At 33.1% G+C, this 22,854-nt stretch carries 29 protein-coding genes; 9 read left to right on the forward strand and 20 right to left on the reverse strand.

Annotation, left to right across the window (positions count from 1 at the left end):
* Positions 1-131: 131 nt before the first annotated feature.
* Together DK508_RS18875 and DK508_RS18880 are read left to right on the forward strand one after the other, a co-directional pair.
* Positions 132-815 (forward strand): response regulator transcription factor, encoded by a 684-nt coding sequence (locus DK508_RS18875; protein WP_109302338.1) that lies wholly within the window; start codon positions 132-134, stop codon positions 813-815.
* Positions 816-1,895: a cell wall metabolism sensor histidine kinase WalK gene (locus tag DK508_RS18880; RefSeq protein ID WP_109302339.1), complete on the forward strand. Its 1,080-nt coding sequence runs from the start codon at positions 816-818 to the stop codon at positions 1,893-1,895.
* Here DK508_RS18880 and DK508_RS18885 read toward each other — a convergent pair.
* Complete coding sequence (locus DK508_RS18885; RefSeq protein ID WP_235016436.1) at positions 1,833-2,888, reverse strand: glycosyltransferase; 1,056 nt, start codon at positions 2,886-2,888, stop codon at positions 1,833-1,835. The two genes, DK508_RS18880 and DK508_RS18885, sit on opposite strands and share 63 nt — an antisense overlap.
* Positions 2,889-3,108: 220 nt before the next feature.
* Here DK508_RS18885 and trmB point away from each other — a divergent pair, with 220 nt between their 5' ends.
* Genes trmB through DK508_RS18900 form a run of 3 tightly spaced genes read left to right on the forward strand, consistent with a single transcriptional unit; the run spans position 3,109 to position 4,758 of the window.
* Positions 3,109-3,783 carry a tRNA (guanosine(46)-N7)-methyltransferase TrmB gene (gene trmB / locus DK508_RS18890; protein WP_109302341.1) on the forward strand — a complete coding sequence of 225 codons (675 nt, stop codon included), beginning with the start codon at positions 3,109-3,111 and terminating at the stop codon, positions 3,781-3,783.
* Positions 3,784-3,796: 13 nt separating this feature from the next.
* Positions 3,797-4,426: a LysE family translocator gene (locus tag DK508_RS18895; protein ID WP_109302342.1), complete on the forward strand. Its 630-nt coding sequence runs from the start codon at positions 3,797-3,799 to the stop codon at positions 4,424-4,426.
* Positions 4,417-4,758 carry an MGMT family protein gene (locus tag DK508_RS18900; protein WP_109302343.1) on the forward strand — a complete coding sequence of 114 codons (342 nt, stop codon included), beginning with the start codon at positions 4,417-4,419 and terminating at the stop codon, positions 4,756-4,758. The genes DK508_RS18895 and DK508_RS18900 overlap by 10 nt, the downstream gene beginning before the upstream one ends.
* A gap of 54 nt (positions 4,759-4,812) precedes the next feature.
* On the opposite strand, the gene DK508_RS18905 is transcribed toward DK508_RS18900, so the two are convergent.
* A complete protein-coding gene (locus DK508_RS18905) occupies positions 4,813-5,661 on the reverse strand; it encodes a hypothetical protein (protein ID WP_109302344.1) in 849 nt (282 codons plus the stop codon).
* Positions 5,662-5,853: 192 nt separating this feature from the next.
* Between DK508_RS18905 and DK508_RS18910 the strand changes: the two genes are divergently transcribed.
* Both DK508_RS18910 and DK508_RS18915 read left to right on the forward strand, forming a co-directional pair.
* The gene (locus DK508_RS18910) at positions 5,854-6,996 is read left to right on the forward strand and encodes an Mrp/NBP35 family ATP-binding protein (RefSeq protein WP_109302345.1); all 1,143 of its coding nucleotides are present in this window, start codon (positions 5,854-5,856) and stop codon (positions 6,994-6,996) included.
* A gap of 3 nt (positions 6,997-6,999) precedes the next feature.
* Positions 7,000-7,239 carry a NifU family protein gene (locus DK508_RS18915; RefSeq protein WP_109302346.1) on the forward strand — a complete coding sequence of 80 codons (240 nt, stop codon included), beginning with the start codon at positions 7,000-7,002 and terminating at the stop codon, positions 7,237-7,239.
* Positions 7,240-7,358: 119 nt separating this feature from the next.
* On the opposite strand, the gene DK508_RS18920 is transcribed toward DK508_RS18915, so the two are convergent.
* The 11 genes from DK508_RS18920 to DK508_RS18970 form a co-directional block, all read right to left on the reverse strand.
* Positions 7,359-8,255, reverse strand: coding sequence for a metallophosphoesterase family protein (locus DK508_RS18920; protein ID WP_109302347.1), 897 nt, complete (start codon positions 8,253-8,255; stop codon positions 7,359-7,361).
* An 85-nt stretch (positions 8,256-8,340) separates the two neighbouring features.
* Positions 8,341-8,523 (reverse strand): hypothetical protein, encoded by a 183-nt coding sequence (locus tag DK508_RS18925; RefSeq protein WP_109302348.1) that lies wholly within the window; start codon positions 8,521-8,523, stop codon positions 8,341-8,343.
* 167 nt (positions 8,524-8,690) lie between these two features.
* Positions 8,691-9,740, reverse strand: coding sequence for a DUF3667 domain-containing protein (locus tag DK508_RS18930; RefSeq protein ID WP_109302349.1), 1,050 nt, complete (start codon positions 9,738-9,740; stop codon positions 8,691-8,693).
* A 58-nt stretch (positions 9,741-9,798) separates the two neighbouring features.
* A complete protein-coding gene (locus DK508_RS18935) occupies positions 9,799-10,068 on the reverse strand; it encodes an acylphosphatase (protein ID WP_109302350.1) in 270 nt (89 codons plus the stop codon).
* Between the two features lie 6 nt (positions 10,069-10,074).
* Positions 10,075-10,947 carry a sterol desaturase family protein gene (locus DK508_RS18940; protein ID WP_109302351.1) on the reverse strand — a complete coding sequence of 291 codons (873 nt, stop codon included), beginning with the start codon at positions 10,945-10,947 and terminating at the stop codon, positions 10,075-10,077.
* Between the two features lie 171 nt (positions 10,948-11,118).
* On the reverse strand, positions 11,119-11,532 hold the full coding sequence (locus DK508_RS18945; RefSeq protein WP_109302352.1) for a DUF6691 family protein: 414 nt from the start codon (positions 11,530-11,532) through the stop codon (positions 11,119-11,121).
* Positions 11,533-11,534: 2 nt separating this feature from the next.
* Complete coding sequence (locus tag DK508_RS18950) at positions 11,535-12,092, reverse strand: YeeE/YedE family protein (RefSeq protein WP_109302353.1); 558 nt, start codon at positions 12,090-12,092, stop codon at positions 11,535-11,537.
* Between the two features lie 73 nt (positions 12,093-12,165).
* Positions 12,166-13,578 carry a rhodanese-like domain-containing protein gene (locus DK508_RS18955; protein ID WP_109302354.1) on the reverse strand — a complete coding sequence of 471 codons (1,413 nt, stop codon included), beginning with the start codon at positions 13,576-13,578 and terminating at the stop codon, positions 12,166-12,168.
* A gap of 119 nt (positions 13,579-13,697) precedes the next feature.
* Entirely contained in the window at positions 13,698-14,495 is a 798-nt protein-coding gene (locus DK508_RS18960) for a sulfite exporter TauE/SafE family protein (protein WP_109302355.1), read from the reverse strand.
* Positions 14,496-14,560: 65 nt separating this feature from the next.
* A complete protein-coding gene (locus tag DK508_RS18965) occupies positions 14,561-15,193 on the reverse strand; it encodes a Crp/Fnr family transcriptional regulator (RefSeq protein WP_109302356.1) in 633 nt (210 codons plus the stop codon).
* On the reverse strand, positions 15,193-15,969 hold the full coding sequence (locus DK508_RS18970) for a patatin-like phospholipase family protein (RefSeq protein ID WP_109302357.1): 777 nt from the start codon (positions 15,967-15,969) through the stop codon (positions 15,193-15,195). Before DK508_RS18970 ends, DK508_RS18965 begins: the two co-directional genes overlap by 1 nt.
* A gap of 229 nt (positions 15,970-16,198) precedes the next feature.
* Between DK508_RS18970 and DK508_RS18975 the strand changes: the two genes are divergently transcribed.
* Both DK508_RS18975 and DK508_RS18980 read left to right on the forward strand, forming a co-directional pair.
* The gene (locus DK508_RS18975; protein WP_160114794.1) at positions 16,199-17,188 is read left to right on the forward strand and encodes a hypothetical protein; all 990 of its coding nucleotides are present in this window, start codon (positions 16,199-16,201) and stop codon (positions 17,186-17,188) included.
* Complete coding sequence (locus tag DK508_RS18980; RefSeq protein WP_109302359.1) at positions 17,185-18,150, forward strand: glycogen-binding domain-containing protein; 966 nt, start codon at positions 17,185-17,187, stop codon at positions 18,148-18,150. Before DK508_RS18975 ends, DK508_RS18980 begins: the two co-directional genes overlap by 4 nt.
* 10 nt (positions 18,151-18,160) lie before the next feature.
* On the opposite strand, the gene moaA is transcribed toward DK508_RS18980, so the two are convergent.
* The 7 genes from moaA to DK508_RS19015 are packed head-to-tail and all read right to left on the reverse strand — an operon-like array spanning position 18,161 to position 22,773.
* The gene (gene moaA / locus DK508_RS18985) at positions 18,161-19,171 is read right to left on the reverse strand and encodes a GTP 3',8-cyclase MoaA (protein WP_109302360.1); all 1,011 of its coding nucleotides are present in this window, start codon (positions 19,169-19,171) and stop codon (positions 18,161-18,163) included.
* Entirely contained in the window at positions 19,164-20,075 is a 912-nt protein-coding gene (gene moaCB, locus DK508_RS18990) for a bifunctional molybdenum cofactor biosynthesis protein MoaC/MoaB (protein ID WP_109302361.1), read from the reverse strand. The genes moaA and moaCB overlap by 8 nt, the downstream gene beginning before the upstream one ends.
* Before the next feature lie 3 nt (positions 20,076-20,078).
* Complete coding sequence (locus DK508_RS18995) at positions 20,079-20,522, reverse strand: molybdenum cofactor biosynthesis protein MoaE (protein ID WP_109302362.1); 444 nt, start codon at positions 20,520-20,522, stop codon at positions 20,079-20,081.
* Positions 20,523-20,530: 8 nt separating this feature from the next.
* Complete coding sequence (moeB, locus tag DK508_RS19000; protein WP_109302363.1) at positions 20,531-21,625, reverse strand: HesA/MoeB/ThiF family protein; 1,095 nt, start codon at positions 21,623-21,625, stop codon at positions 20,531-20,533.
* A gap of 11 nt (positions 21,626-21,636) precedes the next feature.
* Positions 21,637-21,873 carry a MoaD/ThiS family protein gene (locus DK508_RS19005; protein WP_109302364.1) on the reverse strand — a complete coding sequence of 79 codons (237 nt, stop codon included), beginning with the start codon at positions 21,871-21,873 and terminating at the stop codon, positions 21,637-21,639.
* Positions 21,857-22,441 (reverse strand): molybdenum cofactor guanylyltransferase, encoded by a 585-nt coding sequence (locus tag DK508_RS19010; protein ID WP_109302365.1) that lies wholly within the window; start codon positions 22,439-22,441, stop codon positions 21,857-21,859. The genes DK508_RS19005 and DK508_RS19010 overlap by 17 nt, the downstream gene beginning before the upstream one ends.
* Positions 22,438-22,773, reverse strand: coding sequence for a winged helix-turn-helix domain-containing protein (locus DK508_RS19015; protein WP_109302366.1), 336 nt, complete (start codon positions 22,771-22,773; stop codon positions 22,438-22,440). Before DK508_RS19015 ends, DK508_RS19010 begins: the two co-directional genes overlap by 4 nt.
* Positions 22,774-22,854 lie beyond the last annotated feature (81 nt).

Here is a 22,854-nt window from a genome sequence, read left to right on the forward strand (position 1 = left end):
AATAGTAAGGTTAAGTAAATGTTATGATCGAATGACTCTAATGTTAGTATATTGTTACTAAGCTCATATTAATATGGATACTTCGTATTATGTACTATATTTACCTTACTATTATGTAATTCTAAAATAGAATGAATAAAAAAGATATTACGATCCTATTAGTAGATGACGAGCCTGATATTTTGGAAATCGTTGGGTATAATCTTACAGCTGAAGGCTATCATGTTGTTACAGCAGAAAACGGAGTAGAAGCTGTAAAACTAGCCAAAAAGAAAAAACCACATTTAATCATCTTAGATGTAATGATGCCGGAAATGGATGGTATCGAAGCTTGTGAGCAAATTCGAAAAATACCAGAACTACAAAATACGATTATTACCTTCTTAACAGCAAGAGGAGAAGATTACTCTCAGGTGGCTGGTTTTGATGCTGGAGCAGATGATTATATCACTAAACCTATTCGGCCTAAAGTTTTAGTAAGTAAAGTAAAAGCATTGCTGCGTAGATTGAAAGAAGATGACTCTTCAGATAGCGTTGTTAAAATTGGAAGCTTGGTAATCAATCGCGATGAGTATAAGATCATTAAAGACAAAAAAGAGATTGTTTTACCTAGAAAAGAGTTTGAATTATTATCTTTATTGGCCTCTAAACCAGGTAAAGTATTTAAAAGAGAAGATATCCTAGATAAGGTTTGGGGTAATGAAGTAATTGTGGGTGGTCGTACTATCGATGTTCATATTAGAAAGTTGAGAGAAAAGATCGGTGATAATAGCTTCAAAACTATCAAAGGAGTGGGGTATAAGTTTGTAGAGTAAATGGCAGAAAATTTTAAAAAGTCGTATAGGTTTGCATTCCTTTCGTCTTTATATATCACCATTATATTGACGCTCGTTATGAGCGTTTTTTTATATGCTCAATCAGTGATAAATCCAAAGTATATAATTGGTTTTGTATTGGTTTGTTATATAGTTAGCTTTAGTATTATTCAATACCGTGTAGAACGTTTTATTTATCGTAGAGTTCGTAAAATCTATGATGATATTGAAATGTTGGAAGCAGATGCTATTGAAGATACACCCGTAACTACAGATATGAGGACACTCATAAAAGAGGTAGAAAAATTTGCACAACAACGCAAAACAGAGATTGAAACCTTAAAAATCCGAGAGGATTATCGTAAAGAGTTTATGGGTAATGTTTCTCATGAACTCAAAACACCTTTATTTACTGTGCAAGGATATATATTAACCCTGTTGGATGGTGCAATGGATGATCCAGCAATTCTTGACAAGTACCTTAATCGCGCAAATAAAGGTGTAGAACGATTGATTTATATCGTAAATGACCTTGATATGATTACTAAACTAGAGGTAGGTGATCTAAATCTTAATTATACAAATTTTGACATTGTAGAACTGGTACAAAGCGTGTTCGATCTTTTTGAAATGAAAGCTGCTAAAAAGAATATCGCGCTTACTTTTGACATGAACTATTCTGAACCTATACTTGTTCATGCCGATAGAGAGCGAATACAACAAGTGTTGTCTAATTTGGTAGTTAATTCTATAAAATACGGAAAAGAAGATGGAACAACCGAGGTAAGTGTAGAAGATCTCATTCGTAATAAAGCGATTGTAAGGGTAACCGATAATGGAGAAGGTATTGCCCAAGCACATATCCCAAGATTGTTTGAGCGTTTTTATCGTGTCGATAAAAGTGGTTCTAGAAAAGAAGGAGGCTCTGGGCTCGGGTTAGCTATTGTTAAGCACATTATCGAAGCCCATCATGAACGTATTTATGTAGAAAGTGATTATCGTGTGGGTAGTGAGTTTTCATTTACTTTGGAAAAAGTGAAAAAGTTCCCCGTAGTCGATGTCAGTACTAAAACTACTTAACCCTTTATAGGTATTCATATCACGCAATTTCTTTAGCGTAAAATCATTTTGATTACAGCTAGGTACTAATTTGTTAAGCGTTAGCCTTTCGGCGAGGTACTCTTGTTCAAATTGCCCAGGCGTAGGAATAAAAAAAGCTTTTTTCTTTAATTTAGCAAGATCCATTACAGTAGTATAGCCCGATCTAGAGATAATGAGATTGCTACTATTGATAGTGTTTTCTAAATCCTTACCCATTAAATAGTTGTGGATGGTAATATTGTTTTTCATGTATGTTTTTTGAGTCTCTTCGATAACACCTCTCACAAATACTATTTTTCGATCACTCTGTTCAAATTCTTGAAAAAGTTTTTGCTCTAGTAACGTGCGTTGAGGTTCTGGACCAGATAATAATACCATAATATCATATTTCTTTGGGACAACCCGATATTCAAACCTACTTAACGGACCAAGATATGTTACAGGAACACTACTTTTTTTGGGATGACCTAATTCACCACTTAAATTAGGATCGTCAGCCATATCTGGTACCCAACATAAATCAAATTTCTTAATATATTTATTGTGCACTTTTGTGCTAAATGATGTAGTTTTTCCGCTAAGAACTGTGAGTTGGTGTGTTATAAAGACCGAAGGGATACTTTTATGACGAACTCCCATCCTATTATCTGAAATAATACCACTAAATTTTTCTTCCTCGATAAACTTTTTAACAACTTTTTTTTCTGCACTAATGGCATGAGCTATTTTGGGACTATTAAGAAGCATCTTTAATTTAAAGTTACTTGCTTTTTTTGAGTATTCTATATTATACGACGGTAGTTCCTTGGTTTGTAACGTTGGAAATTCTTTTTTTAACAATGAAAGAGCTACGCCATCAGATGCAATTACAGGCTCTATCCCCTCATGCATAAGGGCATTAATGATGGGTATACACCTCGTTGCATGGCCTAATCCCCAGTTAAGTGGAGCTACAAGTACTTTTTTATCCAAAACGCCTTTATTTTTATTAGTTAGAACGACTGACTATTTCATTCGTAATAATAAAAGTAATCCTATTTCCTTATGAGTATATTTCCTTAATTTTACCAAAAAATTATTTTAAGTGAAATTTTACTTTCGAATGAAGAATTGTTAACAGTAACAAAAAGAGATTACTGTAACAGAATTGAAAGTTAGAAGACTAGTATATTAGATAGAAATAGAATAATAAGTGGGAAGTAAGAATAAATTAAAACGATTTAACGAGAACAAGACGTTTCAAAATGTTATAGAACCTACCCGGGAGGAATTGGTTCAAAATACATTAGAGTTAAAGGGCAATTGGAAAGAAAAGTTTTTTAAAAACCAAAACCCTATTGTTCTCGAATTGGGATGTGGTAAAGGCGAATACACTGTAGGTTTAGCACAGGAATATAAGGATAAAAATTTCATAGGAATTGATATTAAAGGAGCTCGGTTTTGGAGAGGTGCCAAAACTGCTATAGAAGAAAACATGAATAATGTTGGTTTTATTAGAACCCAAATAGAATTAATCGAATATATTTTTGATGAAGGAGAGGTTGATGAGATATGGATTACTTTTCCTGATCCACAGATCAAATACAAGCGTACAAAACACAGATTAACAAACCATGATTTTTTACAACGATATAAGAGGGTATTAAAACCAGAAGGTATTGTACATCTTAAAACAGATAGCGAATTTATGCATGGATATACCTTGGGACTACTACATGGAGAAGGACATGAGGTGTTATATGCCAATCATAATGTATATCATAATGAAGGGGCTCCAGAGGTTGTAACTTCGATACAAACTTTTTATGAAAAACAATATTTAGAAAAAAATAAACCCATAACTTACATCCAGTTTAAAATCTCTTAATTGGCATCACAATTTGGAAACTACCAAACTCTTTCTAGTCACTTTTTTTGCATCGTTGATCGGGGTAATTCCTCCGGGACTGGTTAATATGACTGTTGCTCGTACGTGTCTAGAACGAGGAAAAAAAAATGGAGTTTTAGTGGCCATTGGTGCTTCTGTCATCGTATTATTTCAGGCGCTTGTTGCGATACTTTTGGCGAAGTATATTTTTTTTAGCCCTTATGTTAAAAATATTTTATTACGTACTGGTGCGGTTATTTTTCTCTTGATGGCGATTTATTTTTTCGCAAAGGCAAAACAACGAAAAACAAAAATCAAAGTATATAGACATAATAGTACAAGAAGTTTCTTTAAGGGCATGATGATGTCTGCACTTAATGTATTACCAATACCTTATTTTGTAGCTATAGCAGCGGGAATGAGTGTTAGTGGTAAAATCGCATACGATGCTACAAAAATTATAGCATTTGTGATCGCAGCGGGGTCAGGAACGTTTGTAACACTTTATTTTTATGTATTTTCATTTCTTAAAATCGAGAAAAAAACAGCCTCAATTACGAAGTATTCTAATTATTTTATGGGAATATTAATGCTTATTTTGGTTATTATAACCTTAGCAAGAATCATATATACATGGGAGTAAAGAAAGAAAACGATAATTTTTTTGAGAGAGTATATGAAGTAGCAAAATTAATACCCTATGGTAGAGTGACCTCTTATGGCGCTATTGCGAAGAGTTTGGGAGCGGCTAGAAGTGCTCGTATGGTTGGTTGGGCAATGAATGCCTGTGGTGGTAGAGAAGATGTACCTGCTCATAGAGTAGTAAATAGGAAAGGAATCCTTAGCGGAAAGCATCATTTTCAGGGGACGAATTTAATGCAACAACTATTAGAAAGCGAAGGTGTTGAAGTAATAGATAATCAAATTATAGATTTTGAAAAACTATTTTGGGATCCTATGAAAGAATTAGAATAAGTGACTTTTTAAATAGATAAGCTATCTTCATTAAGATCTATTGCAGACAATGCCTTAAAAAGATACACCAATTCCTGCGGAAAAAGTAGAAATATCCTGACTACCAATTTTTAAATGCTCATACCCACCAGTAAACTTATAACGATTAACATGATAGTTTAATAACGTATTAAATTTATTTACTGTTCTATTATTAATAAAAGTTTGATTAAAATTAGCTTCTAAACTCAAGGGTTTTGCAAAAAATAACTCTGCTCCTAGTCCATAGGTGAACCCCCATTCGTTTACTTGCCCATCTATGTAAGCGGCTCCTAATCCCCACCAAGCATTAAATCGCTCTGTTCGCACACGATGATACTTCGCTAATGCAGTGTATATTGCTAAGGAGTTATTTCCAAAATTGGTATTTTCTTCCCATAATTGAAGGTAATCAATTTCTAGCCCAGCTCTTTGAAAAAATCTCATATCAAGATGTAAGTGATTTCCATATAATTTTCGATTTTCGGCTATGAATCTACTAGAAAAAGTAGCTCTAAACAATTGAGTGTTGTCATTCCAGTCATATGCATAATTCCCTGTATTCGAATTGAGATAAGGATATTTGGTAATGGAAGCATTACTGCCTCGATAATCCCTTTCAACAGGTGTTTCTACTATCGTATAGTAACTGGCATATAAGAATATTTCGGCAAAGAAAATCCCAAATGTTTCTGCAAGAAAACTATCTTGATCATCATAAGAGTCAGAAGAACTGTATGAGTCATATGATCGTGATCCAGAACGACGATTGTCTCGCTCTTCTTTATCGGCTAAACTATATTCTGCTTTTTCAAGTTTTCCTTGTGCTTGCGATAGCGTACAGAGTAAAATTAGTATTGCCAAAAAAAGGGTTGATCGTTTCATAATTGTTTACAGTGAAAATTTAAAGTTGCTTACTCACACAAATTATACCAATTTAGAATACTATGTATATTATGAATGCCGATACAGCTATAAATCATTTCGATTTTCGAGCTTCATAATCTTAACTTTTCAACTTATCTTTGCGATGCAGATAAATCTAAACAGATTTATTGTTAGAAAAGAAAAATACGAATGAAGTTAGAAAAATCAGAAATACTTAAAGCGCTAGAAACAATTACAATTGCAGGAGAAGGGCAGAATATGGTAGAAAGTGGTGCTGTAACGAATGTAATCACTTTTGGAGATGAGGTTGTTGTGGATTTGGTATTGTCTACTCCAGCTTTACATATACGTAAACGAGCCGAAGTAGATGTGATGAAAGCTATTCATGAAAAGGTATATGAAAAAGCAAAAGTTAAAGTAAATATTAAAGTTGAAGCTCCGGCCGCTGCACAACCTGAGAAAAATGAGATTAAAGGAAAACCAATTCCTGGGATTTCTAATATAATAGCAGTTGCATCTGGTAAAGGAGGAGTAGGTAAATCAACAGTTACTTCAAATTTGGCGGTTACTCTTGCCAAAATGGGTTTCAAGGTAGGGTTGTTGGATGCAGATATCTATGGACCATCGGCTCCAATAATGTTTGATGTAGAACGAGAACGACCTCTTTCTGTAAAAGTTGGGGATAAATCTAAGATGAAACCTGTTGAAAATTATGGGGTTAAAATATTATCGATAGGGTTTTTTACACAGCCAAATCAAGCAGTGGTTTGGAGAGGACCAATGGCGGCAAAAGCGTTAAACCAAATGATTTTTGATGCAGCTTGGGGAGAATTAGATTTTATGCTTTTGGATTTACCACCAGGTACAGGAGATATTCATTTATCAATTATGCAATCGTTACCTATAACAGGTGCAGTTGTAGTAAGTACTCCTCAAAATGTAGCTTTGGCTGATGCTCGGAAAGGTGTAGCCATGTTTCAGCAGGAGAGTATCAATGTACCAGTTTTAGGGATTATTGAGAATATGGCTTATTTCACTCCTGATGAACTTCCTAACAATAAATATTATATCTTTGGAAAAGAGGGAGCTAAATTTCTTGCAGAAGATCTTGATGTTCCGTTCTTGGGGGAGATTCCATTAGTACAAAGTATACGAGAAGCAGGAGATGTTGGTCGACCAGCAGCCTTGCAAACAGCCACTCCTATAGAGAAGGCTTTTGAAGAAATAACAAAAAATGTGGTTCAGGAAGTTGTAGGAAGAAATGAAAACTTACCTCCTACTGAAGCGATCAAAATAACAACAATGGCAGGATGTTCTGCTGTAAAAAAATAGCAAATGACTTCTGAAGAATTAAGAGTAAATGTAGAAAAGGCACTAGATGAGATCCGACCTTTTTTGGAAAGTGATGGAGGTAATATTTCTTTGGTTTCTATTGAAGACGATAAGAGAGTTAAGGTTCAATTAGAAGGAGCTTGTGTGGGATGTAGTGTGAACCAGATGACATTAAAATCTGGGGTAGAAATGACCATCAAAAAATATGCTCCGCAGATTGAAGAAGTATTAAATATATCCTAAATTATAGGATACCGTTATATATGTGAACCTTATGAATAATAGTGAATATACCTATTGTTCATAAGGTTTTTTGATTCCAAAAAATGATTGTAACCAATCGTGTTTTCCTGATAATTACATTATTCGGTAATAAATTCGGTTAGTTTTTCTGGTCCTTCTAGAGGGACCCTAATAATTTTTAAAACCCCATCGTCGCTAGTAGCAATTTGCCATTTGATCAAGGTGATACTTCCATTTTCTATCTCCATTCCGGTAATTGATCTGGGGTGTACGCAACTACCATCATTAAATAATGCTAATTCTCCAGCTTCAGGAAACCTAGGTCTATGTGTATGACCAATGATGGTAAACAAGTTTTTACGAGCAGCAATCCATTTTTTGATTCTTCGCTCTACTTTAATAGTTTCTTTATAATTTTTGGCAGGACTAGTGGGGTCTGCTATTCCTACTACTTGTAATGGCTTCCAGAGTACACGAACCAGGAACCTGTTAATACGCCAACCAATATAATTCATAAAATCGGCTTGGTGTCCATGAAGCATAAAAATTTCTTGAGTTGTATTTTGGTGCTTTAAAACGATCGCTTCTTGGTATTGTATGCCAGGAAAAAGCGGAACTTCTTTATCAGTTTTTTGATCAAAATAAAAACTTAAGTGTTTTTTTACATATTTTGGATCACGATAGACCATATCATGATTGCCCCAAATCATTTCTAACCTATTTTCTTGATAAAATAGCTGAAGTAATTCATATACATTTTTATGCGCTCTAAAAATAGTATCGAAACTAAGATTTTCCCATAACTCATCTCCATCTCCCAACTCACAGTATGTGAATCCTTGACTATAATAATGTTTTAAGGCATGAAAATAAATATTTCTATTATTCGCAAAATCATCAGCAAAACTATTATCTCCTCGATGGCAATCACTAAATAATATGAACTTAGAATCATCATCAAAAGGAATAACTTTGGCATTTTTGTAAGCGCGATCCAAACGAGATTGAGAAGACATATCTAAGTTTTTAGTAAATATAAAAATTCCACTTGTTTATATGGGGATATGACTTCTTTAAAACAGAAGTAAGAAATTGATATCATTAAACGTTAATAAATTTAAAGACCTCATAAACCAAAATAGCTGGCCAAACAATAGCTTTAAGAAACCCTAAGACTCCCATCCAGAAACCGGTAGCATGAGTAATATAATAAATTACTGCGCCCACAAACCCAAGACCATAAACTGTATTTGATGAAGCTCTTTTTTGTACTTTTTCATTCATTGCTGCTCTATTAAGAAAATGATTATAATATTGTTAGCTACGTATATCTACTCTATAATTTATTTAGAGATTTAATGTTTTCGAATGGATTTTCACTTCTTATAAAAGTACTAATTTGCTCATTACAAACCTCTATTGAAAATTTGAAATTTCATAAAAATTCATGCTTAATACAACATAATAGAAACCATTATTATTCCAGAAAAAGCCATTGGGACTATAAATATGGTATATATAAAGATGATGGTACTAGATTTTAAAAACGAAGCTATCCAACTGCTCTTATAAAAATTCCTAAAAGCCAACATCAGATAAACTACAAAAGATAGAAAAACCAAAACTTCAATCCATGTTGGGATTTCGACTACCGCATTTGCCAAAATTAAAAAACAAAATGTGGTAAAAAGAAATGTAAAAAAATAAAAGCTAAATACCATATGATGTGCAAACGTACCTCGATACCAATAAAACAATTTTAATAAAAAGGCAAATAATGGTAACATCAAGAACATAGTGATCGGAATAGTATCGTATAACGTTTTTAAAATACCTCCGCCTTGTCGTTCATAGAATTTTAGGATTTGCATATAAAATTTTCGAGTAATCGCCCCGGCATCTTCCTTTAAACCCATTGCTTTTAATTTTTCGGCTTGTGTGGCATTAATGGTGATTAAAGAATCTAGAAGATCTCTTTTAAAACTAAAGTCAACACTGGGTCCGTTTTGCGTGGCAGATATAACAGAATCTATCGTTTTAAGGTCTTTATCCGACATTCTGGTAAAAACTTGATTGTCTTTAAGTGTTTTTTTTGCCAATTCTAAGGCCATAGAATCTTTTTGAGCTTGTAACGAATCGACAACCCTTTCTTTGCTAAATCCTTTTTTTAATGTTTGTGTAAACTTATTATCGGCTTTTCTTATACTAAACGAGAACATAAAAAAGAAAACCACTGAAATAAATAGATAGAATTGTGCTGGATGTAGATACGAGAGACGTTTACCGTCAACAAAACGTCGAGCCAAAACACCAGGTTTGGTCATTAAAGGAATAAAACTTCTAAAAAAACGTGCATCTATAGAAAAATAATTACCAATGGTATTACTAAACAATACCCCAAAAGTAAGATTGTCTGCCGCTTCTTGACCACAATAAGGACAATAATCAAAAGATTCATCAAAAGACTTTTCACAGTTTTTGCATTTATTGATTGATGACATGTAAGAGGATTTGTCTAAAAATACAAAAACAATTTACAATTATAATAAAGAGAAGTATTTAGTGCAAAATTTTAAAATCGTCAAAAGACAAAACATCTCCTTCTTTTGCGTTAACATGACTTACTTTAGCAAATTTTGGTCCTACTTTACACCAATCTAATAGATGTTGGAGCTGTATGTCATTTCCCTCTGCCTCTATATAAACATCACCATTAGCTTGGTTTTTTACAAACCCCTTAATATTCAGTTCCAAGGCTTTTTCTAGAGTGCTCTTTCTATACCAGACTCCTTGTACGGTACCGGTAACGATAATGTTATAATGTTTCATTGTTTATTATTTTGATTTTTTGAAACCATGGATTAATTGCCCTAAAAACGTCTTTGGTATTTTTTCATCCCCAGGAAAACCAATTTCAATAGCACCACTATCTTCAGGTATATAATTAGTTTTAAAGATATAATCCCAGAGGCTTAAGCTAATTCCAAAATTTACACCATACCGACCTTTAGGTAGCTTATAAGAATGATGGTATAAATGCATTACAGGGTTGTTTAATATATATTTTAAAGGTCCCCAGGTAATTTTAATATTGGCATGATTGAAATGACCAATAGTGATTGCAATAAAATGTACAATATAGGCCTGTTCGGGTTCGAAACCGCCTAGTATCATTACCCCAATGGTTTTTAGGGGTTTGTAAAAAATATTTTCCATCCAATGATATCTTAAATGGGCAGCAAACCCCATTTCTTTTACCGAATGATGTATCTTATGAAATCTCCATAAAAAAGAATATTTATGCAATAAAACATGAGTAAGCCATTGCACAAAATCTAGTATGATAAAAAACACTAACAATTGTATCACTATAGGTAATCCAGAAATATTAATAAGAGTAAGGCTTTTTGAAGTAATGCCAATATCCAAAAAAACTAGACTTAATAACCTATAAAACCCACTTATCGCAATAGCGAAAATGAAAAAATTAAAATACATATAAAGTGCATCTGTCCAAAAATCTTTTCTAAACGTAGATTGATTTTTACGCCAAGGAAAAGCTATTTCTAATATCCATATCACTAATGATATTAGAGTAAGTCCCCAAAAATAATTCGTATACCAAGGCACTTCAAATACGATAGATTGCCAGGCCCAATTTAATGTATTGAGAAAGGCATCTATAAATGTATTCATGTATTTTTCCATAGCTAGTTTTGAATTATAAATTTAAGGCTTTCTATATCTACTTTAAGAACGAATGTAATAGGATGTGTTTATGAACAATAATCTTAAGTTATGATAGATTTTGGCCAGGTGATAAAAGATATATGTTTAACCTGGAACAAAACGATGATTAAAAATAAACATGCTTTATAATTAGTGAGGTAGTTTATCTTTTAAAATACCATATAAAAAAGTGCCTAAAACAGAAGAAATAAGTACAATTAGAATTGGAATATAACCAGCTCCTAATAAAACAAACATTGGTCCGGGACAAGCACCGGCCAATGCCCAGCCTAACCCAAAAAGAATCCCTCCAAGCATATACCTTGTAAAACTTTTTTCTTTAGGGGTAATCATAATTGTCTCACCATAAAAGGATTTTATTTTTTTACTTTTTATGTATTGCAGTATAAGAATACCTAATCCAACCGCAGAACCAATAATTCCATACATATGAAAAGAAGCGAATTGAAACATCTCATAGATCCTGAACCAGGACGCCGCTTCAGATTTAAATAAAACGATTCCGAAAAAAACACCAATAACCAAATATATAACTGAACGCATGCTTAAAATATTAAAGGAAAAATAATATGAATCATTAATAAACCACCTATAAAAAAGCCGATCACTGCTATGAGCGATGGTATTTGCAGGTTACTTAAACCAGAAATTGCATGACCAGAAGTACAACCGCCTGCATACCTTGCACCAAAACCAACGAATATTCCTCCTATGATTAGTAAGAACATACTTTTAGAAGTGTTAAAAACATCATTAGAATATAACAATTCTGGTATATATGCTTTGCCTGCACTAGTAAATCCTTTGGATTGAAGATCAATAATAACATCAGGATTTATTGCTACAGATGTATCAATAGATAAAAAAGTACTTGCAATATACCCCCCGATAACGACACCTAATAAAACAATTAGGTTCCAACGTTGAGCTTTCCAATCAAATTTAAAAAAGTTTGAAGCTTTCCCTGCTCCGCAAATTGTACAAATTGTTTTAAGATTAGAGGACATCCCAAATCTTTTGCCAACCATAAGCAATAAAAACATAACTAGGGCCATTAATGGTCCAGAGACATACCAGGGCCAAGGATCATAAATCCATTTCATCAATATTTATTTTGAAACAAAGAAATTAAAACCAAGAATGCCCTTCAGTAACATATGTTACATTAAACTAATTTTATTTTAGTGTTGTAGGGCAAACATAATCTGTAGTTTCAATGCCTACTTCTTTAATATCTTTAAAACCACCGGCAATATCTACTAGGTTATGAATCCCTCGGCTCTTTAAAATCGAGGCGGCTATAACAGATCGATATCCTCCAGCACAATGCACATAAAACGTTTTGTTGTTAGGAAATTCTGTTAGATATTCGTTTAGATAATCTAAAGGAGTGTTATGTGCTTTATCTACATGTTCAGCTGTGAACTCACTTTCCTTACGCACATCAAAAACAGGGATTTCACCTGTGTTAAGTATGTCTCTGAATTTAGAGGCAGAAATAGATGGTAAAGTGTCAAACTCCTTATCAGCTTCTTTCCATGCTTCAAAACCATTTTCTAAATATCCGATCGTATTATCAAATCCAACACGAGATAAGCGAGTAATAGTTTCTTCGATACGCCCTTCTGGAGCGACTAGTAAAATAGGTTGTTGTATATCGGCGATTAAGGCACCTACCCATGGAGCAAACCCTCCATCAATACCAATAAATATAGACCTGGGGATATGACCCTTTACATAATCGTTTTGATGTCTTACATCAAGAACTAGAGCCCCTGTTTCATTGGCCAAGGCTTCAAAATCATTAGGAGAAAAGGGTTTTGCTCCTTGTTTAATAACTTCGTCAATATCCTTATATCCTTCCTTGTTCATTTTTACATTAAGAGGAAAATATAAAGGAGGTGGCAATAATCCATCTGTAACCTCTTTTATAAATTCTTCTTTTGTCATGTCGGCCCGAAGTGCATAATTCATTTTCTTTTGATTACCCAATGTGTCTACGGTCTCTTTCATCATATTTTTACCACATGCAGAACCTGCTCCGTGCGCAGGATACACAATTACATCATCAGCTAATGGCATAATTTTATTACGCAAACTCTCGAACAAGGTTCCTGCAAGATCTTCTTGAGAAAGATGTGCTGCTTTTTGCGCCAAATCTGGACGCCCTACATCTCCAAGAAATAATGTGTCACCACTAAAAATAGCATGATCTTTACCATCCTTATCTTTCAATAAATAGGTTGTGCTTTCCATGGTATGACCAGGAGTGTGTAATGTTTTTATAGTAATATCTCCAAGTTTAAATTCTTGATTGTCCTTAGCAATAATTACTTTAAAAGTAGGATTAGCCATAGGACCATAAATAATATCGGCACCCGTTTCTTTGGCTAAAGTTAGGTGACCGCTTACGAAATCTGCATGAAAATGAGTCTCGAAGATGTACTTTATTTTTGCGTTATCTTCATTAGCTTTTTCAATATATGGTTGCACTTCTCTCAAAGGATCAATAATGGCTACTTCACCCTTACTTTCAATATAATATGCACCTTGAGCTAGGCATCCTGTGTATATTTGTTCTATTTTCATGTGTTCTATTCTTTAAGTATTTTCTAAGCAGCAATAGAAATACTATTCGTTTATTATTTATTTGTCAAAAATAAGGCAATTATTATTTGAATTCGGTAACAATGGTTACAAAGCTTGGATTAATATAATTCTTTAAGAATTATAAAAAGACCCATCCCCAAAACAAACCATCCAAATCCTTTTTCGAGCTTCTTACCCTCAATAAAGTTAGTTAGATATGTTCCTATAAAAATTCCAATTATTGATATTGCTGCGAAGATCAATAAAAAATTCCATTCTATGTGCATGATTTGCATATCACCAATAAAACCAACCAAGGATTTTATAGCAATAATTAATAAGGAGGTGGCTACAGCTTTTTTCATCGGCAATTTTGCAAATAAGACCAAAGCCGGTATAATCAAAAAACCACCACCAGCACCTACAATTCCGGTTATAATACCAACTATTAACCCTTCGATAATAATTAAGACATAGTTGTATTTTATGTTTTCTTTTTGGGATACGTCTTTCTTGCGATTTTTTATCATTGATACCGACGCAAGTAGCATAATGACCGCAAAAAATACCATGATGGCTATTTCTTTGGTGACTATAAAGTCTTTTACCTCAAAAATAATGTCTGGAATTGCAGGAACCATATATTTTCTAGTGCTATACACCGCAATAAAAGCTGGGGTAGCAAATATAATGGCGGTACGTAGACTTATCATTCTGTTACGGATATTTTTTAAGCTGCCAATTAATGCCGAAACTCCAACGATAAAAAGCGAATATGCTGTTGCGCTAATAGGATTAATATGCATTAGGTATACAAGTACAGGAATAGTGAGTATAGAGCCACCACCGCCAATTAATCCTAATACAATTCCGATAAAGAGCGCTCCAAAATACCCCAAAAACTCTACTATTTCCATGAATTAAATTTTTATCAAAAATAATTTCAGGAATCTTGCAATGCAGTAACATTTGTTACAGAGTGCTAAATATTTATTACCTCTATATTGTTTCTATTAAGTTTCACTTTGCCTTCATTTTCAAGTTTTTTTAATAACCTTGAAATTACTACTCTAGAGGTGTGCAAATCATACGCTATTTGTTGATGAGTATTATAAACAACATGATCATTGTTAATTTTAGTTTTGTCTTTAAGGTATTTGAGTAAACGATCATCCATTTTAAGAAACGCAATGTTATCAATGGTTTCTATAGCTTCAATTAGTCTTTTATGATAACTATCAAAGACGAAATTTTTCCAGGATTTATATTTTGTAGTCCATTCTTCCATTTTTTCTACAGGCACCATAACAAGTTTTGTATAGGTTTCTGCAATGGCTTTGATTTCGCTTTTGTGATGTCCTAAACAACAGGATAGTGTCATAGCGCAAGTATCTCCACGTTCTAAAAAGTATAATAGTAACTCATCACCATCAGAATCTTCTCGAAGAACCTTTATAGCACCGCTAATAATAAGAGGCATGGTTTTTATATAACTACCTGGTCTAATTAGTTCAAAACCTTCTTCTACCTCTTTAAAAGAACCAACTTGGTTAATTTCTTCAATAAGTTCATTTTCAAAGAAATGCCCGTAGTTATCTTTTAGCTCTTCAATCATTATTCTTGATTTTCTAGAAATACTTCTATTTGTTTTTTAGCTTCTTGATAGCCTAGGTCGAAAATATTTTCTAGGCCACTAGTACTAAATATACCGTAATTGACTAATTTTTTAGGTTGTACCACTATATCACATTGTGAGAATTTGATTTCGGCATTAGGCATTGCTCTTAAATAATATGCTCTTTGCATTACATTATATGAGTGTTTAAAATCCGTAATATTGGGTTTTTTAATAGGAGATACATCTACCCCAATAATCAAATCGCATTTTGCTTGCAATGGTGTAACTGGGAAATTATCTAGAATACCTCCGTCGGCATATAATTCTCCATTAATTAGTATAGGAGTAAAAACTCCCGGAAATGCAGCAGATGCAAGTAGAGGTTTAATTAATGTGCCTTTATCAAAAACTTTTATAGTTCCTTCGACTAAATTAGTGGCAGTAATAAATAATTTTTTTTGGAGCGACTCAAATGTATTCTCCGGAAAAAAGAAATCTAAATCTTCCTGAAATTTCTCAGAATCTAAAAAACCAGGTTTCTTTCTGGTAAACCGATTAAATTTAAATAGCGGAGTCTTCGTAAAGAATTTTTTGATCTCTTCATGAGTATAACCACCAGCATATAGAGAGCCTACAATGGCTCCGGCACTAGTGCCAGAAATATAGTTTGGAATTATTTCTGCTTCTTCAAAAGCTTTTATAGCTCCAATGTGCGCTACACCTTTAAACCCTCCTCCGGATAATACTAAGCCTATGTTTTTTGGACTTCCCATTTTTAAAAATTAAGTAAAGAATCATCATTTCCTATACTCTAAGAATTATTTACAAATTTAATGAATCTTTATATAGAGTCCATTTTGTTCTTGAGTTGGATTATCTATCGGTAATGTTCGAGGTATATTCTAGAGGGCCATTCTTTTCATTTCTTAATTTTATATTAAAATTAATTATAAAAGACCCTAAAAGTGTAACATATGTTTAAGATTGAGGGTCTTATTGAATATGAGGAAAATTCTATTTGGTATAGTGTTTTATTTCATGGGTATTGCAGTAGTTATGGCTACAATAGATCCACCCGTTTCGGGGTTTTTCTCTCCAGAAGATGAGATAATATTTTCTAAAGCTGAAATACTTAATGAGTACACAGCCCGAATTCCATTTAAACTAGTAGATCACTTAATTGTTGTTGAAGCAGAGCTTCTTAATAAAAAAGGTGACTTTATAATCGATACTGGTTCTGAAACTATGATTTTAAATAAAGTTCATTTTCCTTTAAAATATCAACATCTATCTAAGAAAAAAAAGACCTCTGGAGTAATCGAAGTTATGGATGATACTTTTGAGCAGGATGTAAAAGAGTTTATATTACAAAACTTTAATTTAAAAGATAAAACATCCGATATCATTGATTTATCTCATATCGAAAAAGCAAAAAAAATACGACTATTAGGGGTAATAGGATATAATATTTTAAAAGATTATGAGGTGTTTATTGATATGCACCTTAATCAAATTACATTGACAAAAGTGAATGATTACGGAGATAGATTCGATCATAATGTCTATGCCGAAAAATTTACAGATAGTATTGATTTTAAATTGATAAAGCACACTATTGTATTAAATGGATTTATTGGAGATAGAGAAGTAGTTTTTGGATTAGATACAGCGGCAGAGTTTAATCAAATTAATAAAAAAATAGGTAGAAAAGCACTTAAGTATTTTTACCCCAAAAAGCGATTAATGTTATCCGGAGCAAGTAATCATAAGATTGAAGTTGTAGCAGGAAAATTGTTTAGAGTAAGGTTGAGTGAAACTATTTATTTTGGCCCAATGGATACCGTATTAGCCAACTTGAGTAAGATGAATGAAGTTTTTGGTGTAGCCCTGGATGGTGTATTGGGATACGAATTTTTTAGACAGAAAAGGACTATTATTAATTATCAGAAAGAAAAGCTTTACTTTGTAGATAGCCCGATATTAAGAAATTGAAAAGGAATCCCCTACATATTATTGTTTTGTTACTTGCTTTTGTGGGTATAGATACTTTTGGCCAAACCAAAGAGGTTAAAGGATATAGAATTGATGGTGATGAATTAATATTTACATTTGATAGGCGTGAATATGAAGAAGCGACTACGAATAAACATGGAAGGGTTGTAGATTTTGAGGATCTAGACATACAAACTGTAATGGTATCTGGAGAATTTAACAATTGGTCCATGAAGAAATGGCGGATGACAAAGGTTGATGAAAATCGATATGAACTTAGAAAAAAAATCAGTGATTTTACAGATGAGTTTTCTTGGGAATTTAAATTTGTAATTAATAATGCCTATTGGGCAGAACCCTCTAAAAGAGATGTAAATGTGGTTAGAGCACGCAAAAATGGAACAACGTTATCTACGTACAATTTAAAAATGTATACTGCTTATCCTGATAAAGATGGAAACGTTACGTTTACACTTAACGGCTATGAAGATGCGAAAAAAGTTGTGCTAAGCGGTAGTTTTAATAAATGGAATGAAGATATTTTTAGATTATCAAAAACAGAAGACTGTTGGACGTTGACATTAAAAATAAAACCTGGAGAGTATCAATATAAATTTATTATCGATGGCAAGTGGATAGAGGATCCAGAAAACCCAAATAAAAAAGTAAATGAATTTAATGGGTTTAACTCGGTTATTGATATTAGGGCATCAGCACAATTTATTCTTAACGGTTATTTAAATGCAAAAAAAGTAATTCTATCAGGATCATTTAATGATTGGTCAGAGAATGATTTTGAAATGAAAAAGACAAAAAATGGTTGGTTATACAATACCATGTTATCAGGAGGGAAACATCACTATAAATTTATCGTAGATGATTCTTGGATTTTAGACCCGGATAATCCAATAAAAGAATACGATGGGAAGGGGAATATTAATTCTGTTTGCATGATTAAATAGAAAATTTTAATCAGCCTCCAATAGTAATCATACTGCGATTATTATGCTCATCGGTATTTTTAAATTTATCTAATGTATCCATTCCACTTCGTATTTTAAATTTAGCTTGTACAGCTCTTTCAATAATTGGGTTGATGGATTTCCCTTGTCGTAATGGAGTTAATAGATCAGACTCGGTTGAAGAAAACAAACAGTTTTTTATCTGCCCATTTGCTGTAAGACGAATTCTATTACAACCATCGCAAAAAGGATTTGTTACCGAACTAATGATTGCAAAAGTGCCTTGATATCCCTTGATTTGATAACTTTTGGTAGTATCATTAGGTGCATCTTTTAATTTGATGATTTCATTTTTGTTGAAATTGGTATTTACCTCTGTTAAAATTTCTTGTAGAGATACTAATTTATCCATATTCCAACGGTTACCATCAAAAGGCATAAATTCTATAAATCGAACATGTACTGGTAAGCTTTTGGTTAAATTGACAAAATCTATAATCTCATCATCATTAAAACCCTTAATTAAAACACAATTTACTTTTACAGTAAATCCTTCTTTGATTAATAGAAGAATGTTTTGGTATACTTTTTCAAAATAAGACCTTCTGGTTATTTCAGTATTTTTTGAAGCATCCAGAGAATCAAGACTTACATTTAATGATTTAATACCAGATTTTTTAAATTGATCAATAAACTTATCTACGATAACTCCATTTGTTGTGATAGTAAGTTCTACTGGTAAAGATGAGAGTTTTTCTATGATTAATGCAGCATCTTTTCTCACTAAAGGTTCACCGCCCGTTAATCGAATTTTGGTAACACCTAGATCTACAAACTGATTGGCAATTGTATAGATTTCCTCATAGGTCATTATGTGTTCTTTGGGAGATAATTGAATACCTTCTGCAGGCATGCAATAGGTACAACGCAAATTACATCTCTCGGTTAATGAGATGCGAAGATAATTGTGTTTTCTGCCAAAAGTATCTGTTAGAGTATGTAGATTATTTGGTTTAGTCATGTCTTGCTCCTTTCAAAATTCTAAATACATGTAATACTTCAGGAAAAATGGCATCCATAGATTCCTTTGCACCATTCGTAGATCCAGGAAGAGCCAATACCAATGTGTTCTTAATAGTTCCCACTACACTGCGGGATAACATGGCATACGGCATGCGATCTTGTCCATATTTCCTAATAGCTTCTTCTATACCAGGAATGGTTCTATCTAATAAAGGTTTTAAAGCTTCAGGAGTGACATCTCTTACAGATAAGCCGGTTCCTCCAGTATAAATTACCATATCAGTACCTTTATCTTGATAGTGTTTTACTTTTTCTTGGATGACATCAATTTCATCAGGAATGATGATATAATCCAAAATACTAACATCACATTGTTCTAGTTTGGCAAGTATAGCTTTGCCAGCTTTATCTTCTTTTTTTCCTTCAGAAATAGTATCAGAACAAACAATAACTACCGCCTTCAGATCTGTTCTAAATTTATCTTTATAATCTGATTTTCCTCCTTTTTTGTGTAGCAGTTTGATATGATGAATTTCTACTCCTTTATCGATAGGTTTTAACATGTCATACATATTAAGTGCTACGATACTCGCACCATGCATGGCCTCTACTTCGACTCCCGTTTTATAGATGGTTTTAATAGTAACTAAAACGGTAATTTCTAAACCATCAATGGTATAATCAATACCCGTATATTCAATAGGTAGAGGGTGACAATCAGGCAATAAATCGGGAGTTTTTTTTACTCCCAGCAACCCAGCAGCTTTACTCATAGCAAATACATCGCCCTTAGGGACAGTACCATTTTGTATGGCTTCAATAGTTTCTTGCTTGCTAACTTTTACGATAGCTTGTGCGGTAGCTATTCTTAAGGTTGATGTTTTATGTGTGATATCTACCATAATTTATGTATTCTGTTTCCATTGATGCGTTTGATCTTCAAAAATCTCTTTGCCAAAAACAGGAACATCGGCTTTGATAGCCTCAACCACATATTCAAGAGCTTTAAAAACTATTTTTCTTCTCGGAGAAGACACAAATACAAAAAGGCATATTTCTCCGATATTTACCTGACCAAGACTATGATAAATATGCATACAAGTTAGATCGTATTTAGCAAAAGTAGCTTCACGAATCTCATGAAATTTTTGATTGGCCATTTCTTCATATGCAGTATAATCAATGGCAGTAACAGTTTTGCCATCGATTATATCAGCTCGTACCTGTCCTAAAAAAATATTATGAGCACCAATATTCGTTTTTGTTTGATGCTTGGCAATGGATTGGCCAATAAATTCTGATGAAATGGCCCCTTGCACAAATACATTTTTTGTTTTCTTTTTTTCCATATATATAGTTATACTACTTTTGAGGATTGATATTCAAAAAGGGCAATAGCACCTCCTTTTACATGTGATATTTTCTGAAATCCATTTTTTTGAAGAATTTCTACTGCTTTTTTACTTCTAACTCCTGATTGGCAAAAGACAATAGTTTCTTTTTCATGATCTATTTTGTGCATTTCTTTTTCAAGTGATCCTAACGGAATATATAGTGGATGTAAACTTTCAATTTTTGGCCGTTCATGATCCTCTCGAACATCTATATATTGTATGTCTTTTAATTGAAATACTTCTAAGGCAGTTTTTTCTTTAATATGTAAAATCCCACAAAAGAGATCATAATCTATGGTTTCAAAATTCTTGGCGGTATTAAGTATTTTCGATACTTGCTTATCAACACGTTGTATAGAAAAACTTGAAAATCGAGTAGAAAGGCAATCATACATCAATAATTTACCATTGAGAACATCACCGATTCCTAAGATAATTTTTAAAACTTCGTTGGCTTGCATACTTCCAATAATTCCAGGTAATACTCCCAAAACACCTATTTCAGAACAAGAAGGTACGCTTCCAGCTTTCGGAGGTTCAGGAAAAAGACATCGATATGTTGGTCCGTTTTTATAATTAAAAACGGCTACCTGTCCTTCAAATTTAAAAATAGCACCATATGCCAAAGGCTTGCCGGTAATAACACATGCATCATTAACCAAATACCTTGTGGAGAAATTATCTGTTCCATCTAATATAATATCATATGCTGCAAAAAGAGATAAAGCGTTTTTCGTGGTTAATTTTTCGGGATATACGTTAATTGTTATATCTGGATTAAGATCTACAAGGCGATCTTTGGCAGCTATAGCTTTGTTTTTACCAATAGAATTTTCTCCGTACAAGATCTGTCGATGTAGGTTAGAGGCTTCTACGGTATCAAAATCAATTATCCCGATAGTACCTATTCCCGCTGCAGTAAGATATTGCAAGGCAGGACATCCCAAACCACCAGCTCCTATAACCAGTACTTTGGATGCACTAAGTTTATTTTGCCCCGATGTACCAATTTCAGAGAGAATAATTTGTCTGTGATATCTTGAATGTAAAGAATCCATAGTATTGTATGTTAACCTCCAGCAAATGGGGGTAATAAAGCTACTTCGGTTTGATTGTTTATAAAATAGTTGTGATCGACTAATTGTTGATTAACCGCAACTTTAAAGTCATTTTGATGTAGTTTGGGGTACTGATCTTTTAGCTTTTTAATCAATTCGGATACAAAACAAGCCTCGGTTTGTATTTGTTCTTCATGAATTGTAGTGGCCTCGGCCAGCATGCCAAAATATTTAATGGTTAACTCCATTTGTAATTATTTTTAGATCCTCTGGGGTATTAATATTACTCACAAAAAAATGTTCTTCTTCTAAAATTGTAATTGTTTTTGTATTTAGTTCTGATATCAGTTTTCGCAAACGTTTTTCGCCATTTGCCAAAAATTGGGCACATTTCTCTGCACATTGTTTTTTGTACATAGCAATTAAAGGAATGGTTTGTTGTTTGCTTTCAAAAATAATGGCATCATAATCTTCTTTTTTTTGAGGTAAAAGTTTTTGTAAAAGAGTAGTCGTAATCAAGGGGACATCACAACTTAATACTAAGTTATTTTCTGTTTTAGAATGTAGTAATCCGGCATGTAATCCGGCTATTGGACCAGAATCTGGTATAATATCCGGTACTCTTCTACCTTTAAACTTGTCATATTGCGGGTTGTTACTAACAATAATTAATTCATCTATTAGTGGTTGTAAAGCATTACTAATATGTTTAATAAAGGATGTGTTTTCAAAAAGGAGTAAACCTTTTTCACTTCCCATTCTAGAGCTTTTGCCTCCTGCCAAAATAATTCCGGTTACTTTTTTGTCTAGATTCATAATGAAATTTGTTTCAATTCATTGTCTAGAAATTCCCAACATTTTTGATTAATTGTGTCAAATGTTTTAATTACACTTTCACCATAAGTAGTTAGTCGAGCTCCTCCTCCTCCTTTACCTCCTGTTGAGGTAATTACTAATGGCTCTTTGGCAGTCTTATTCATGCTATCTAATAGATTCCATGCTTTTTTATAGGACATATCCAGCGAACCAGCTGCCTTGCTTAGGGAGCCCGTGTCTGAGATAGCTTTTAATAAACGAACTCTACCTTCACCTAGGAAAACCCCATGTTCAGATTCTATCCATATTCTACTTTTTATTCTATAGTCCATTAGAAGCGTTTGGTTTTTAAAGATACAACGATTTTTTAGGAAAGATTTTTCTTTAAGTCAATTTTAGGAAAAAAAGGATTT

Source organism: Aquimarina sp. AU474 (assembly GCF_900312815.1).
In the GTDB taxonomy this organism is placed as follows: domain Bacteria; phylum Bacteroidota; class Bacteroidia; order Flavobacteriales; family Flavobacteriaceae; genus Aquimarina.